This window comes from Rhodoplanes tepidamans, assembly GCF_030813915.1.
GTDB classification, from domain to species: domain Bacteria; phylum Pseudomonadota; class Alphaproteobacteria; order Rhizobiales; family Xanthobacteraceae; genus Rhodoplanes; species Rhodoplanes tepidamans.
The window spans coordinates 63,063-77,652 of record NZ_JAUSUJ010000002.1; the positions used below are offsets into that span (position 1 = coordinate 63,063).

The 14,590-nt window shown below is 68.3% G+C and carries 10 protein-coding genes and 1 pseudogene; 4 read left to right on the plus strand and 7 right to left on the minus strand.

All coding sequences use genetic code 11. The annotated features are described in order from the left end of the window. Positions 1 to 5 precede the first annotated feature (5 nt). Entirely contained in the window at positions 6 to 4,868 is a 4,863-nt protein-coding gene (locus J2S22_RS03000; protein ID WP_272775131.1) for an NAD-glutamate dehydrogenase, read from the plus strand. 36 nt (positions 4,869 to 4,904) lie between these two features. On the opposite strand, the gene J2S22_RS03005 is transcribed toward J2S22_RS03000, so the two are convergent. Beyond that, positions 4,905 to 6,029, minus strand: a complete 1,125-nt coding sequence (locus J2S22_RS03005) for a PAS-domain containing protein (RefSeq protein ID WP_272775132.1) — start codon at positions 6,027 to 6,029, stop codon at positions 4,905 to 4,907. Positions 6,030 to 6,245: 216 nt separating this feature from the next. Here J2S22_RS03005 and J2S22_RS03010 point away from each other — a divergent pair, with 216 nt between their 5' ends. Together J2S22_RS03010 and J2S22_RS03015 are read left to right on the plus strand one after the other, a co-directional pair. Continuing rightward, a complete protein-coding gene (locus J2S22_RS03010; RefSeq protein WP_272775133.1) occupies positions 6,246 to 6,491 on the plus strand; it encodes a hypothetical protein in 246 nt (81 codons plus the stop codon). Between the two features lie 25 nt (positions 6,492 to 6,516). Beyond that, complete coding sequence (locus J2S22_RS03015; protein WP_272775134.1) at positions 6,517 to 8,493, plus strand: nucleotidyltransferase family protein; 1,977 nt, start codon at positions 6,517 to 6,519, stop codon at positions 8,491 to 8,493. On the opposite strand, the gene J2S22_RS03020 is transcribed toward J2S22_RS03015, so the two are convergent. From J2S22_RS03020 to J2S22_RS03040, 5 genes and pseudogenes are all read right to left on the minus strand, one after another. Then, positions 8,444 to 9,124 (minus strand): glycosyltransferase family 2 protein, encoded by a 681-nt coding sequence (locus J2S22_RS03020; RefSeq protein WP_272775135.1) that lies wholly within the window; start codon positions 9,122 to 9,124, stop codon positions 8,444 to 8,446. The two genes, J2S22_RS03015 and J2S22_RS03020, sit on opposite strands and share 50 nt — an antisense overlap. 24 nt (positions 9,125 to 9,148) lie before the next feature. Continuing rightward, entirely contained in the window at positions 9,149 to 9,814 is a 666-nt protein-coding gene (locus J2S22_RS03025; RefSeq protein WP_272775136.1) for a glycosyltransferase family 2 protein, read from the minus strand. Beyond that, positions 9,799 to 10,824 (minus strand): hypothetical protein, encoded by a 1,026-nt coding sequence (locus tag J2S22_RS03030; RefSeq protein WP_272775137.1) that lies wholly within the window; start codon positions 10,822 to 10,824, stop codon positions 9,799 to 9,801. The genes J2S22_RS03025 and J2S22_RS03030 overlap by 16 nt, the downstream gene beginning before the upstream one ends. An 11-nt stretch (positions 10,825 to 10,835) precedes the next feature. After that, positions 10,836 to 11,270 carry a hypothetical protein gene (locus J2S22_RS03035; RefSeq protein WP_272775138.1) on the minus strand — a complete coding sequence of 145 codons (435 nt, stop codon included), beginning with the start codon at positions 11,268 to 11,270 and terminating at the stop codon, positions 10,836 to 10,838. 72 nt (positions 11,271 to 11,342) lie between these two features. Next, positions 11,343 to 11,474 (minus strand): annotated as a pseudogene (locus tag J2S22_RS03040) (RNA pyrophosphohydrolase); the annotation flags it as partial. Between the two features lie 123 nt (positions 11,475 to 11,597). Here J2S22_RS03040 and J2S22_RS03045 point away from each other — a divergent pair. After that, positions 11,598 to 14,030 carry an SIR2 family protein gene (locus J2S22_RS03045; protein ID WP_272775139.1) on the plus strand — a complete coding sequence of 811 codons (2,433 nt, stop codon included), beginning with the start codon at positions 11,598 to 11,600 and terminating at the stop codon, positions 14,028 to 14,030. Between the two features lie 36 nt (positions 14,031 to 14,066). Here J2S22_RS03045 and J2S22_RS03050 read toward each other — a convergent pair whose 3' ends face one another. Continuing rightward, positions 14,067 to 14,570 carry an RNA pyrophosphohydrolase gene (locus J2S22_RS03050; RefSeq protein ID WP_272775140.1) on the minus strand — a complete coding sequence of 168 codons (504 nt, stop codon included), beginning with the start codon at positions 14,568 to 14,570 and terminating at the stop codon, positions 14,067 to 14,069. Between the last annotated feature and the right edge of the window lie 20 nt (positions 14,571 to 14,590).

A 14,590-nucleotide genomic window follows, 5' to 3' on the forward strand; every position in this document is an offset into this window, starting at 1 on the left:
ACGCCATGGACGCGGAAACGGCGGGGCCGGGACCCGACGAATCGCGCGCGAAACGAGTGATCGCCGAAGCCGAGGCGATCCTGGTCACACGACAGGGACGGCCGGAGGAGCGGCCGGAGGCCGGGCTGGTCGGCGCCCTCTACGGGGAGGTCGCCGCCGAGGACCTGGCCGGCTACGACGGGGCCGAGCTCGCGATCCTCACGCGCGGCGCCCTCGCCTTCATGGCGGAGCGGCCGCCGCGCACCCCCCGCATCCGGATCGTGACGCCGGACGGCGTCGCCGCGCCGGCGCCCGTGTCGGTCGTCGAGATCGTCAACGACGACATGCCGTTCCTGCTCGATTCGGTGCTCGGCGCGCTGCGCGAGAGCGGGCTCGATCCGCTGCTGGTCGCTCACCCGATCCTCGCCGTCGAGCGCGACGCCGCGGGCCGTCTGGTGTCGTGGGCTCCGGCCGCCGCCGGGGAGACGCGGGCCAGGGAAAGCCTGATCCACATCCATGTCGACCGGATCGTCGACGCCGGCCGCCGCGACGAGGTGACCGCCGCGCTCGCCGCGACGCTCGCCGACGTGCGGCTCGCGGTCGAGGACTGGCGGGCGATGCGGGCCCGGCTCGACGAGGTGATCGCCACGCTCGAGCGCGACCCGCCGGCGCTGCCCAACGGCGAGGTCGCCGAGACGGTGGCGTTCCTGCGCTGGCTCGGCGACGACAATTTCACCTTCCTGGGCCTGCGCACCTACGCGATCGCCGGCGACGAAGGCGCCGCGGTGGAGACCGGCGCCGAGGCGTCCGACGCGCTCGGCATCCTGCGCCAGGAGAACGTGCGGGTGCTGCGGCGCGGCCGCGACTACGTCACCATGACGCCCGAGGTGATGGAGTTCCTGCAGGAGCCGAAGGCCCTGATCATCACCAAGGCGAACGCGCGCTCGCGCGTGCATCGCCCGGTCCACATGGACTATGTCGGCATCAAGCGCTTCGACGCGGCCGGCCGCGTCGTCGGCGAGCTGCGCCTGCTCGGCCTGTTCACGGCCACGGCCTACACGCGTTCGGCCCGCAGCATCCCGTATCTGCGCCGCAAGGTCGACGCCGTGCTGGCACGCGCCGGCTTCGCGCCCGGGAGCCATTCGGGCCGGGCACTCGCCCATGTGCTGGAGACCTATCCGCGCGACGAGCTGTTCCAGGTCGACGAGGACACGCTCTACCGTTTCGCGCTGATCGTCATGCATCTCGGCGAGCGTCCGCGCGTCCGCGTGCTGCCGCGGCTCGACCGCTTCGACCGCTTCGTCTCGGTGATCGTCTACGTGCCGCGCGACCGCTACGACTCGACGGTGCGCGGGGCGATCGCCGAGCATCTGGCCGCCGTCTACGCGGGTCGCGTCGTCACCTTCTCGCCGTGGTTCCCGGACGGGCCGCTGGTGCGCGTCCACTACATCATCGGCCGCTTCGCCGGCGAGACGCCGCGCCCGTCCCGCGCCGCGCTGGAGGAGGCCGTCTGCTCGATCGTGCTGACCTGGCAGGACCGGCTCGCCGCGGTGCTCGCGGCGACCCTGGACCCCGCCCGCGCGGCGGCGCTGCGGGAGAAGTACGCCGCCGCCTTCTCGCGCGCCTACCGCACCGCCTTCTCCCCCACGGCGGCGGTCGCGGACATCCGGATCCTGGAGCGGCTCACCCCCGACCGGCCGCTCGGCGTCGACTTCTACCGCAACGCCGCCGACCCGCCGGTCTGCGCCCGCCTGAAGGTGTGGAGCCAGGGCCGGCCGATCCCGCTGTCCGAGCGGGTGCCGGTGCTGGAGCACATGGGCTTCCGCGTGGTCGAGGAGAGCACGTTCCGGGTCGAGCCGCCGGCCGGCGCCGGCCCGCAGGCGGGCGCTCACGTGTGGCTGCACGACATGCTGCTGGAGCGGCTCGACGGCGGCGCCGTCGATCTCGACGTGCTCGGCCGCAGGCTCGAGGCCGTGTTCCTGATGGCGATGCGCGGCGTCGCCGAGGACGACGGCTACAACGCCCTCGCCCTGACGGCGGCGCTGCCGTGGCGCGAGATCGCGCTGCTGCGCATGCTGTCGCGGGCGCTGCGCCAGTTCGGAGCGCGCTGGTCGCAGGACTACATGTGGGCGACGCTGGTGCGCCATTCGGCGCTCGCCGAGAAGATCGTGACGCTGTTCCACGCGCGCTTCGAGCCGCGCACCGGCCTGTCGGAGGATGCCCGGGCCGACCGCCAGACCGAGATCGTGCACGAGATCGAGACGGCGCTGGAGCAGGTGGAGAGCCTCGACGAGGACCGCATCGTGCGGCGCTTCGTCAATCTCGTGCTCTCCGCGGTGCGCACGAGCTTCTATCAGCTCGACCGCGACGGCCTGCCCAAGGCCGTGATGGCGATCAAGTTCGACAGCCGTCGCATCGACGATCTGCCGCTGCCGCGGCCGCTCTACGAGGTGTTCGTCTACTCGCCGCGGCTCGAGGCCGTGCATCTGCGCTTCGGCAAGGTGGCGCGCGGCGGCATCCGCTGGTCGGACCGGCCGCAGGACTTCCGCACCGAGATCCTCGGCCTGGTCAAGGCCCAGCAGGTGAAGAACGCCGTCATCGTGCCGGTCGGCGCCAAGGGCGGCTTCGTGCCGAAGCAGCTTCCGGCCGGCAATCGCGAGGCCGTGCAGGCCGAAGGCGTCGCCGCCTACAGGCTGTTTATGGGTGCGCTGCTCGACCTCACCGATACGATCGCGCCGGACGGCAAGGTCGTTCCCGCCGACACGGTGCGGCACGACGGCGACGATCCCTATCTGGTGGTCGCCGCCGACAAGGGCACGGCGACCTTCTCGGACATCGCCAACGGCATCGCGCAGGGACGCGGCTTCTGGCTCGACGACGCCTTCGCGTCGGGCGGCTCGGCCGGCTACGACCACAAGCAGATGGGCATCACGGCGCGCGGCGCCTGGGAAGCCGTGAAGCGCCACTTCCGCGAGATGAACGTCGACATCGGCCGCGTCCCGTTCACGGCGGTCGGCGTCGGCGACATGTCGGGCGACGTGTTCGGCAACGGCATGCTGCGCGAGCGCACCACCCGGCTGATCGCGGCGTTCGATCACCGCGACATCTTCATCGATCCGGATCCGGACCCGGAGCGCAGCTTCGACGAGCGGACCCGGCTGTTCGCCCTGCCGCGGTCGACCTGGCAGGACTACGACCGCGGGCTGATCTCGCGCGGCGGCGGCGTCTTCTCGCGCACCGCCAAGGAGATCGTTCTGTCGCCCGAGGCGCAGGCCGCGATCGGGCTGGCGAAGGAGCGCGTCACCCCGACCGAGCTGATGAGCGCCATCCTGAAGGCGCCCGTCGACCTGTTGTTCTTCGGCGGCATCGGCACCTATGTCCGGTCGCCCGAGGAGACCAACGAGCAGGCCGGCGACCGCGCCAACGACGCGATCCGCATCACCGGCCCCGAGTTGCGCTGCAAGGTGGTGGGCGAGGGCGCCAACCTCGGCATGACCCAGCGCGGCCGCATCAGCGCGGCGCTCGCCGGCGTCCGCCTCAACACCGACGCGATCGACAACTCGGCCGGCGTCAACACCTCCGATGTCGAGGTGAACCTGAAGATCGCGCTCGGCCGGCCGCTGCGCGACGGCCGCATCGACCGCGCCGCGCGCGACACGCTGCTCGCCTCGCTGACCGACGACGTCGGCCGCGTCGTGCTGCGCAACAACTACCAGCAGACCCAGGCGCTGTCGCTGGCGCAGCGGCGCGGCCTCGAGGATCTCGGCTTCCAGCAGCGGCTGATGCAGACGCTGGAGCGCCGCGGTATGCTCGACCGCGCCGTCGAGTTCCTGCCCGACGACGTCGAGATCGCCGAGCGCCGGACCCGCGGCGCGCCGCTGACGCGGCCCGAGCTCGCGGTGCTGCTCGCCTACGCCAAGCTGTCGCTGTCGCACGACCTGCTGGAGTCGTCGATTCCCGACGACGCCTATCTGTCGCGCGAGCTCGGCCGCTACTTCCCCGCCGCGATCGCCGAGCGGTTCCCGGACGCGCTGGAAGAGCACCGCCTGCGGCGCGACATCATCGTGACCCAGCTCGCCAACTCGATGATCAACCGCGGCGGCCCGACCCTGATCGTCCGCATCGCCGACCAGACCGGCGCCACCGCCGACCGCATCGCCGCGGCCTTCGCGGCTGTGCGCGATTCCTTCGACATGGTGGCGCTCAACACCGCCATCGAGGCGCTCGACAACCGCATCGACGGCGATCTCCAGCTCGCCTTGCTGGAGGACGTGCAGAACCTGCTGCTCGACCGCATGGTCTGGGTGCTGCGCCGGCTCGATCTGTCGGGCGGCCTCGCCGGGATCGTCCAGCGGCATCGCGACGGCATCGCCGCCATCGAGACGGCGCTCGACCGCGTGCTGCCCGGAGCGGCGCGGACGGCGCGCGAGTCCCGCACGGCGGAGCTGACGGCGGCCGGCGTGCCGGCGGATCTCGCCCGCCGACTCGCCGATCTGCCGCAGATCGGGGGGGCCCTCGACGCGATTCGGGTCGCCGACCAGATCGGTCGCCCGGTCGAAGAGGCGGCGGCGACATGGTTCGCGGTCGCGGCGTATTTCGACGTCGACCGGCTCTCGGCGGCGGCCCGCAAGATCGTGATCGCCGACTACTTCGACCGTCTCGCGCTCGACCGTGCCCTCGACCAGATCGGCGACGCGGCGCGCCGCATCACGGCCGAGGTGCTGGCCGGCGGCGGCTTCGGCGAGCCGGCCGTCGCCGCCTGGGTCAAGGCGCGCGGCAGCGCCGTCGAGCGGGTGCGCGCCGCCGTGCACGAGGTCGCCGCGTCCGGCCTGACGCTGTCGCGTCTGTCCGTCGCGGCGAGCTTCCTGGGCGACCTCGCCCCGGCGTGAGCCGCGGGCGGCATCGTGCCGCTCGCCCGCAGTCGGTCAGCTGGCGAGGCGCAGGGGGCGGGTCAGCGGTCGCACGCGGCCGCTGCGGTCCTCGATCGCGGTCAGCAGGAACTGCAGCTCGCCGGTGCGGTCGCGCACCGGGACGCAGCGGGCCGAGACGATGCGCGGCCCCGCCGCCGGCGTCTCGATGGCGCGCTCGGTCACCAGCGTGGGCTCGCGCGTGGTGATGACGTCGCGGTCGTCGGCCGCGATCAGCGCGGCGGTCGCATCCGGGAAGATCTGCCGGGCGGTCTTGCCGACGATCGCGCTGCGGGGCAAGCCCAGCAGCGCCTCCGCGGCGCGGTTCGCCAGCACGTAGCGCAGGTCGCGGGCGTCCTTGACCAGGATCGCGTCCGGCAGGCCGTCGAGCACCCCGGCGAGAAGCTCGGCGCGCAGCAGAAGCGCGGTCTCGGCCCGGCGCTGCTCGGTGACGTCCTCGTGGGTCGACACCCATCCGCCGACCGCGAGCGGCCGGTTGGTGATGCGGATGACGCGGCCGTCCGCCAGCTCCACCTCCGCGGTCGCCGTCTTGCGTGCGGCGACCCAGCGGATGAAGGCCTCGGCGTCGCCGGGCGCCGTGCCGGCGCGCGCCTTGCGGCGCAGCAGGGCCTCGAGCGGCAGCCCGGGCTCGGCCGCCTCGCGCGGCAGGCCGTACAGGTCGAGATAGCGGTCGTTGCACAGCACGAGCCGCATCGACGCGTCGATGCCGACGACCGCGTGCTGCAGGTTGTTGACCACGGTGGCGAGCATCTGCCGCTCGGCGCGGATCGCGTCCTGCATCCGCTCGCGCGCGGCCGCCGCCGTGGCGGCGTCGAGCACGGCGTCCGGGACGGTCGTCTCCGGCACGCCGGCGGCCGGGCGCGCGATCGGAGCCGGGAGCGAACGGCGGGCCTGCACGACCGCCGCGGCGATCGAGGCGAGGGCGACCGCGCCGAACGCCACGACGATCCACGCGGTCGTCGTGGCGCCGTGCGACAGGAGCGCCGTGACGGCGACCGCCGACATGGCCGTGATCAGGCCGGCGAGGCCGGCCGCGACCGGGACCACCGCGCCGCCGACGGCCTGCGTTCGGGCCGGATCGGCCTGCTGCTCGGGGTGGTTCGTCGTATACGTGCTGGTCATCGGCTCCACGCGCCTTGTTTCGGGACGCGAAGACTTCGATTAAACTCCTAACGGAACTTTGTTCGGATTCGCGACAGCAGCGGACGTGATCGGGCCGGCTGCTGTCCGGATGGCGTCGAAACGTGCAGGCTTTCAGGCGGCCGGACGGTTAACGGCGGCGTTTACCATTGTGCCGGTCAGTGGAGCCAGGGACCGCCGCGGACGGAGTCACTTCGTATGACAACCCCTGCCACGCCTCTCACCCTCCAGTTCCTCGCCTGGCTCGACGAGCGTCCACGCACCTACGGCGAGGCCATGGAGGCATGGCGGACGAGCTGTCCGCGCCTGTCGATCTGGGAGGACGCGCTGATCGACGGCCTGGTCGAGATTGGCGCCGGGGCCGCGACGCGCGACGCTGCCCCGGTGCGGCCGACCGCCAAGGGGCGGGCCCTGCTCGCGACGGCGACGGCGGTGCCGGCGTGACGTGACCGTGGTGGGGGGAGGCGCCGTGGACTTCGGGCTGGGTCCGCAGCAGCATCTGCTGTTGTCTGCCGCCCTGTCGCCCGACCGCGAGCTGGCCGCGCAGGCGCTCGATGCGTGGTGGCGCGGCATCGACGACTTCGACGCCGTCCGCGGCACCGACTCGGCGCTGTTCCCGCAGATCTTCTGGAACGTCGGCGCGGCGATCCGCGACCGCACGCTGGCGGCCCGGCTCAAGGGCGCGGCCCGGCATCAGTGGATTCGCAACCAGTACCTGATCGCCTCCTGCGCCGGGGTGCTCGACGTGCTGATCGGCGCCGGTATCCGAGGCGTGCTGCTGAAGGGCGCCGCGATCGCCACCGCGGTCGACGACGATCCGGGTCTGCGCGCCATGTCGGACTGCGACGTGATGGTGCCGCGCGGGCGCGCCCTCGAGGCGGTGGAGCGGCTCGTCGCCGCCGGCATCGTCGAGCCGCCGCGGCTCGTCGCCGCCGATCTCGACCTGATCCACGGCCTCACCCTGTTCCGGCGGCCGGCCAGCATCGCGACGGTCGACCTGCACTGGCGCCTGCTGCGCGAGGTCGCCGCCGAGGAGCTGAGCGCCGAGGTGATCGCCGGCGCGCGGCCGGTGCGGTTCTGCGGCCGCGAGTGCCTTGCGGCCGCGCCGGAGCACCTCGTCTTCCACGCGATCGTCCACGGCACCGCCTTCGCGCACGATCCCCATTACGGCTGGCTGGTCGACACCGCGAAGATTCTCCGCCGCACCGGCGATGCCTTCGACTGGCGGCGGCTGGCCGCGATGGCGCGGCACTATCGCTTCGAGGCGCTGATCGGCGCCGCGCTCGCCGAGATGCACCGTGTCGTCGGCGTCGCGATGCCCGACGAGATTCGCCGCAGCCTCGGTCGCGGCGCCTCGCTGCTGCAGCGGCGCGAGGCGCGGCTGTCGCGGCGCGATCCGGCCACCCTGACCGGCCTCGACGAGCTCGTCCTGTCGCTGCAGCGGCGCCGCCGCCGGAGCAAGCGCGATCTCGGCCGCCCCGCCGCGGCCGTGGTTCCGGATCTGCTCGCCGAGCTCGGTCTTCTGCGCCGGCGCTTCGCGGCGGTGCCGCCGGCGGAGCGGATCACGCTGCTGCACGGGTGGTCGGCGCCCGACGTCACCGGCCGCTGGAGCACCGGGCGGTTCGTCAGCTTCGCGATCCATGCGCCGGAGCGGCCGCGGCCGTCCGCCGTCGCGCTGCGGGCGCATCCACTGCGCGGCGAGGCGACGCCCGCTCAGGACGTCGAGGTCTATGCCGGGCTGCGGCGGCTCGGGCGGCTGAGCTGGTCGGCCGCCGGTCCCGACCCGGTGTCGCGCGAGATCGCGCTGCCCGGTCACGTCTGGCGCGGCGACACCGCCGTGCTGCGGCTCCACGTGGCCTCGCGACCCACGCCGGCGGGGCTCGGCCTCAACGGCGACTCGCGGGCGCTCGGCCTGTTCGTCGAGGCCCTGACGGTCGATCCGCCGGTGCGCGATCTCGCCGCTGCGCCACTCGATCTGAGCAGCGAGAGCGGCGACGCGGAGGCGCTGTGGCACGGCTGGTCGACGCCGGAGCCGACCGGCTGCTGGACCTTCGGGCCCGAGGCGGTGCTGCGCTGGCGGACCGCCCGCGCCGTGGCGGCCGGGGCGGTCCTGCGGATCGAGATCGCGATGGTGGCGCCGGGGCGCGGAGAGTTTCGTGGCCGCGTCGGTCTCGACGGCGGCGCCGCCGAGGACCTGATCCTCGGCCGGACCGACCCCGGGCCGACCATCGCGCTGACACTGCCGACCGGTCTTCCGGCCGGCCACGCCTGCGCGCTCCGGATCGCCATCGAAAAGCCCTGCATCCCGGCCGAGACGGTCGGCGGCGACGACCGGCGGCCGCTCGGCCTGCACGTGCGCCGCGTCCTGATCGAGGCTTCGGACCGATGCGACCGCGTCAGCCCGGCGGCTGCTTCCGCTGCCGGCGCAGATCGAGCGCCCGCTTGAGGCCCGCGAGATTTTCCTGCTGCTGCTCGTGGCGACGCAGGATGCCGGTGTTGCTCGCGTGCAGGCGTCGGCGCGCCATCACCTCGGGCCGGGTGACGATGCGCAGCCCGAGCGTCATGGCGCGCGAGAACCACGGGATGAAGTCGGCGGTGCGCAGGCCCTCGTCGAACAAGCCGAAGCGCGCGAAGGCGTCACGGCGGATCAGCAGCGTGTCGCGGCAGAGGCCGGGCTGCGGGACGCCGTCGGCGAGCGCGGCGGCGGCCATGTCGGCGTGGCGGAACTGGGTGATGTGGCCGAACACGCCGTCGAGGTCCGGATCGGCGGCGAGCGCCGCGGCGCCGAGCGCGACGCGGTCCGGCAGCCACAGATCGTCGGCGTCCAGGAAGGCGAGCACGTCGCCGGTCGCCGCGGCGATGCCGCGGTTCACGGCGGCGCCGGGGCCGGCATTGTCCTGCCGCAGCAGCCGCACCGCGGGGACGTGGCGCGCCACCAGATCGGCGCCGCCGTCGGTGGAGCCGTCGTCGACCACGACGATCTCGTCGATCGGCCGGGTCTGGGCCAGGATGCTGTCGAGCGCCTCACCGACAAAGGGAGCCGCGTTGTACAGCGGCACGACGGTGCTGATTCTCATGCGCCATGCCTCATGTCCCGTGCCTCATGCGCCGCGCCGCCGGCGCAGCGACCGCTGCAGCACGTTGAGGATGATGTCCTTGGAGACTTCGCGGTCGATCGAGGTGTTGGTGTCGTGAATCCGGTAGATCAGCGTGACCGCGTCGAGCATGACGGTGCGCAGGCCGGCCTCGCGCCGGAGCATCGCGAAGTCGAGGTCGTCGCCGTAGCCGACCGCGGTGCTGAGCGGGCCGAGACGCTCGAACACGGAGCGGCGGACGCACAGCGAGCCGAGCAGGGTCTGGCGATGCAGCGTGTCGGTCTCCTCCGGCCGGGTCGGCGGTTCGGCGCGCTCCCACAGGATCTCGACGCGGCCGGCGGCGAGATCGGCCGCCGGGTCGGCGGCGAGTGCCTCGACCAGAAGGCGGTTGCGGTCCGCCGGCCACAGGTCGTCCTGGTCCAGGAAGCAGATCAGGTCGCCGCGGGCCTGCGCGAGCCCGGCGTTGCGGGCGGCGGCCACGCCGGCATTGGGCTGCCGGATGACCCGGAGCCGGTCTCCGAAGGCGCGCAGGATGTCGGGCGAGGCGTCGGTCGAGCCGTCGTCGACGATGACGATCTCGTCGGCCGGCAGCGACTGGGCGAGCGCGCTGTCGAGCGTGGCGGCGAGCCACGGCGCCCCGTTGTAGACCGGAACGATCACGCTGAGCGGCACGGCACCTCTCCCTCGATCAGGCCGGCGAGCGTCGCGTCGAGCCTCGCGGGGTCGCGGCACCGGCCGAGCGCGTAGCATGGAACGCCGGCGACCAGCGAGGCCAGCTTGGCGAAGACCGCCGGCTCGTCGCCGAGAATGCTCTGCCGGGTCGCGTCCATCAGCCTGCGCAGCGTGTCGGACGGGCGCAGCGGTGCGAGCCCGCAGGGCAGGCCGTCCGGCTGCGGCACCACCACGGCGGCGATCTCGGCCTGCGGCTCGGCGAGCGGCCGCAGCCGGGACATGTCGACCTCGGCCTTCAGCTCGCCGGCGTCGTCGGAGATGCCGCGCGAAGCCTCCATCGCGGCCGGGAACAGGTGGAACGTGTCCCGGCGCAGCCGCGCCGAGGCGTACAGGGCGGCGACGCGCGGCGGATCGGCCCGCACCATCACGGCGTCGTCGCCGAGATAGTCCCAGCCGGCAGCCGCACAGGCGAGCGCCATGCTGGTCTTGCCGGCGCCGCTCATGCCGCAGATGAGCACGGCGCGGCCGCCGCGCGCCACCGCGGCGGCGTGGATCGGAGTCCACGGCCCGCCCAGCGCGAGGCCGTGGACGGCATGCAGGAGCGGGCGGGCGACGTGCCAGGAGGCGATGCGGTCCGGGCACGTGAACCAGACGAGGCCGCGCCGCGTGCGGCGGTCGATCCCCGTCAGATAGCCGCCCGCCTCGTCGCGCCACAGATAGTAGACGTCGGGGTTGGCGCGCAGCACGGTGCCGGCGCGCCTGTCCGGCGGCGGCAGCAGCGCGCCGAAGCCGTCGAGCGCGCCGATCACGTCGATCACGGCGGCGTCCGGCGGCGGGGCGTCGAGGCGCACCCGGATCATGTCGAGAAGGGCCGGGATGCGCCCGCGCCCGTCGACCCGGAGCGTCACCGCCAGATCCCCGAAGGCGACGGCAGACAGCGGCCGGCGCTCTCGCCCGGCGGCGTCTTCGACGGCGGCGAGCGCATCCCGCACCAGGTCGCGCAGGTCCATCGGAGGCGGCGTCAGGCCCGCGACGGGTCGGCGTGCGGCCAGCCCATCTCCTCGACGTCGTGGACCGGATCGAGCAGCAGCAGGTCTTCCATGTCGTCGAAGCGCTCGAGCAACGGCACGGCGTAGCGCCCCTCGGCGGGCGGCACCGGCGACCAGGCCGGGGCCGGAGCGGTGCCGTCCTCGATCGGGACGATCAGCTTCTCGGCGACGAGCGCGTCGACGAAGCTGCGGGCGGCCTGTGCGAACGCCTCGGGCGCGGCGTCGCTGAGCGCGCCGACCTGGGCGACGACGCGGTCGCAGGGAACGCCGGCGACCAGCCCGTCCCACATCTGCATTGCCGAGCCGAGCAGGCTGTAATAGACGCCGGTCACGAAGTTGGCAGCGACGATCTCGTCGCCGAACGAGCGGGCGCTCACGTTCGGCGAAGGCGACAGGCGATAGCGCATCGGACGACGATCTCCCCCCGGTTACCGGCAGGACTCTACATACACGGCCGTGTCGTCCCCGGCCAGCCGCGTTCAGCGGCCGGCGAAGCGTGCGAACTCGGCGACCACCCGCTCGTAGACGGGGCGCTTGAACGGGATGATCAGGCCCGGCAGGTTCTCGATCGGCTCCCACCGCCAATCCGCGAACTCTGGGTCGTGGGCGCTGAACCTGAAAGAGATATATCACATAGCCGTTGTGATTTGGTCTATTGCAGCAATCGCGCGTGCTGCAATAATGGATTGCGCAGGAATTGGTTGGAGCAAAGTACGTTTCCTAAGGAGCCACAAATGACATTGGACGAGCTGATATCTATGGCGCTTGATGGTCGTTCGATTCTGTTTGTTGGATCAGGCTTCACCATTGGCGCTGTGAATGAGAATAACCGCGCCGTCCCAAACGTTGATAGCCTCTTGAAGTACTTTAATGCTTCTGAGTTAGGCAAGCCATTTAAAGACTACCGTACTGCGGCAGAGAGATACATGCGAGATGGGCGTTTTGGCGCGGCTCGTGCATACGCTGAGCTGAAACGCGAATTCTCTGTAAAGAGCTATGCGTCTTTTCATAAGAGTGTTATTTCGCTTCCTTGGAAGCGAATATACACAACGAATTATGATGACCTAATAGAGAAATGCCTAAACTCCGCAGGGAAGCCGTTCAGGTCGCTAAACGCTGCGAAAGATGCCGATCCTTATGAGAGAGATAAGGTTAGCGTAGTACATTTGAATGGGAACTTTAGCGAGATGGGCTGCCTTGACTTCGATTCGCTCATTCGGCTGACAGAGAGTAGCTACATCGCTGAGAGATTCTCGCAGCGCCCCTATTTTGCTAGCTTTAGAAACGAACTTCGCACTAGCGGCGCAGTAGTCTTTGTTGGCTACAGTATGGCCGATATTGATGTAGCCAAGCTGCTTAAGGATGTTCGGGAAGTAGAAGAAAAAACAGTTCTTGTGATTGGGCCGGCAGCCGATGAAGAAGAAATATATTCTTTGAGTAAGTATGGACTGGTCGCTCCAATAGGCGTCGAAAAGTTTGCCAAGGAAATCGAGAAGCAAAAATTGACACATCAGCCAGTATTGACAAAGAAAAACTACTATTGTCTCCGGAAATTTACGATTCAGCCGAACCCATTCGACAGGATTACAGACAGGGACCGTTATGATCTGTATGTTTATGGTGTATTTAAGCCTCAATTGCATCTTTTGCAGGACTCAGAAGCCTCGGGCTCGGTCTATTCCGTTGAGCGAGACGGAGTCAGGAGCTTTTTGGGAAAAATTAGTAAAAAACCTGCAATAGGCTATGTTCATGGAGATCTTGCGTCTGGAAAATCGGTGTTTGTGCAACAGCTGTGCTGTGAATTAGATCGTACTAATTTCGATGTCTGGCTTGTTGAGAAAGTCTCTGAATTCCTGTTGGAAGAGATAGAGTCTGTTTTATTAAATTCGACTAAAAATATAATTATAATATTCGATAATTACGAATTGTACATAAGTGAAATACGGTATATACTTGAGCAGTATAAAACAGACGTGTCCCTGTTGCTGTCATCCTCTACCCATCTTCACGAGCTCAACAGAGCAACGGTGTCCCGCGCAAACTCTAGGTCTATTGCCGAGCACGAGTATAACATCAACACTCTCTCAAACGCAGAGATTGCTGGACTGTCCCGAGCGCTGCTCACCGGGGAACTCCGTGGTGCCTTTAAGGTGAATGCAACGGTGGTCGATATCGAAAACATAGTAGTTACTCGATGTCGACGAATGATGCGGGATGTCCTCTTATATCTGTTGGACTCGAAGTATATCGAAAATCGGATACGGCAGGTTTTCAATAGTGCAGAGATGGACACGCAAGGCAGACGATTTATACTTATATGCTGTATAATAAAACTGTTGCAGGCAAATCTTACCCTGGGCGAAATGGAGGATGCCTTCCTCAGCGGCGAGCCATTCTATTCAGGATTTTTCAGGCGCAACGAAATTAAGGCAATCATGCGGTTCGACGAGTTCGGGCATCTCAGTTTGTCTCCCGCGATGGCCCAATACTATACAACACGACTCTTTGATCCGAACGAAGTGCGCGACGCCTTGTTGAGGGTAGCCAAACGTTCTTATGAACTATCGAGCCATCGCGTTTATGATTCGCTGTATCGTGCGTGCATGCAGCACGGGCGAATAAAGGAACTATTTTCACCATCCAGTGTTGATGATGAGATCATCGGGTTTTATGATCAGGTTAAAAACATGAATTTCTTTCGTCAAAATCCGTATTTCTGGCTACAGTATGCAATCGCTCGCTGGCATAAACGAGAACGCGATTTGACGGACAGCTGCATAAAGCTCGCACGCGAGGCTGGGGAGCGTATAGCTGGTTTCAAGGCTTTCCAGATAGATCACTTTGAATCTGTTGTGCGCCTCGAATACTTAATGGATAATGGGTTGACCCCAAAGTACCGGGGGGATGTAGAATATGCGGTAAAAATACTAGAAACACAAATTGATGACGAAAAAACTAAGTATTATCCGCTCCGTCTTTGTGTCACTCTAGAAAGGTTTGTGTCTGAAGTCATTAGTAACCTATCACGGAACGATAAAAAGTTTATTTCAGATGCGATACTTCGGGTATCGCGCGTTGTAGAAACATCGGATAAAAAGGACGATTATCCACAAGAGGCCGGAACAGCGATTGAGCGGTTAGCCAAGGCTGCGCGTCTTTTGCGGTGAGGCCACTATTAACTCCCGGACTCGGAAGCTAATAGTTCACCGGATGAGCTTTGCGAACTCGGCGACCACGCGCTCGTAGACGGGCCGCTTGAACGGGATGATCAGGCCCGGCAGGTTCTCGATCGGCTCCCACCGCCAATCCGCGAACTCGGGGTCGTGGGCGCCGCCGCCCGGCGCGGCGATGTTGATCTCGCTCTCGTCGCCGGTGAAGCGCAGCGCGTACCATTTCTGCGTCTGGCCGCGGTAGCGGCCCTTCCAGGCCTGGCCGACGATGTCGCGCGGGATGTCGTAGGCGAGCCACTCCTCGATCTCGCCGAGCTTCTCGACCGAGCGGATCGAGGTCTCCTCCCACAGCTCGCGCAGCGCCGCCGGCCACGGGTCCTCGCCGGGATCGACGCCGCCCTGCGGCATCTGCCAGGCGTGCACGTCGTCGACGTGCTCGGGCCCCTCGGTGCGGCGGCCGACGAAGGCGAGGCCGTCGCGGTTGAGCACCATCACGCCGACGCAGGGACGATAGGGAAGGTCTTCGAAGCGGGTCATTCCTGGCTCACGGTCTGGCC

Coding starts and splice junctions, on each gene's coding strand:
- J2S22_RS03000 (WP_272775131.1), top strand. CDS start 6: ATGGACGCGGAAACGGCGGGGCCGGGACCCGACGAATCGCGCGCGAAA.
- J2S22_RS03020 (WP_272775135.1), bottom strand. CDS start 9,124: ATGAGAATCAGCACCGTCGTGCCGCTGTACAACGCGGCTCCCTTTGTC.
- J2S22_RS03050 (WP_272775140.1), bottom strand. CDS start 14,570: ATGACCCGCTTCGAAGACCTTCCCTATCGTCCCTGCGTCGGCGTGATG.
- J2S22_RS03035 (WP_272775138.1), bottom strand. CDS start 11,270: ATGCGCTATCGCCTGTCGCCTTCGCCGAACGTGAGCGCCCGCTCGTTC.
- J2S22_RS03005 (WP_272775132.1), bottom strand. CDS start 6,029: ATGACCAGCACGTATACGACGAACCACCCCGAGCAGCAGGCCGATCCG.
- J2S22_RS03030 (WP_272775137.1), bottom strand. CDS start 10,824: ATGGACCTGCGCGACCTGGTGCGGGATGCGCTCGCCGCCGTCGAAGAC.
- J2S22_RS03010 (WP_272775133.1), top strand. CDS start 6,246: ATGACAACCCCTGCCACGCCTCTCACCCTCCAGTTCCTCGCCTGGCTC.
- J2S22_RS03045 (WP_272775139.1), top strand. CDS start 11,598: ATGACATTGGACGAGCTGATATCTATGGCGCTTGATGGTCGTTCGATT.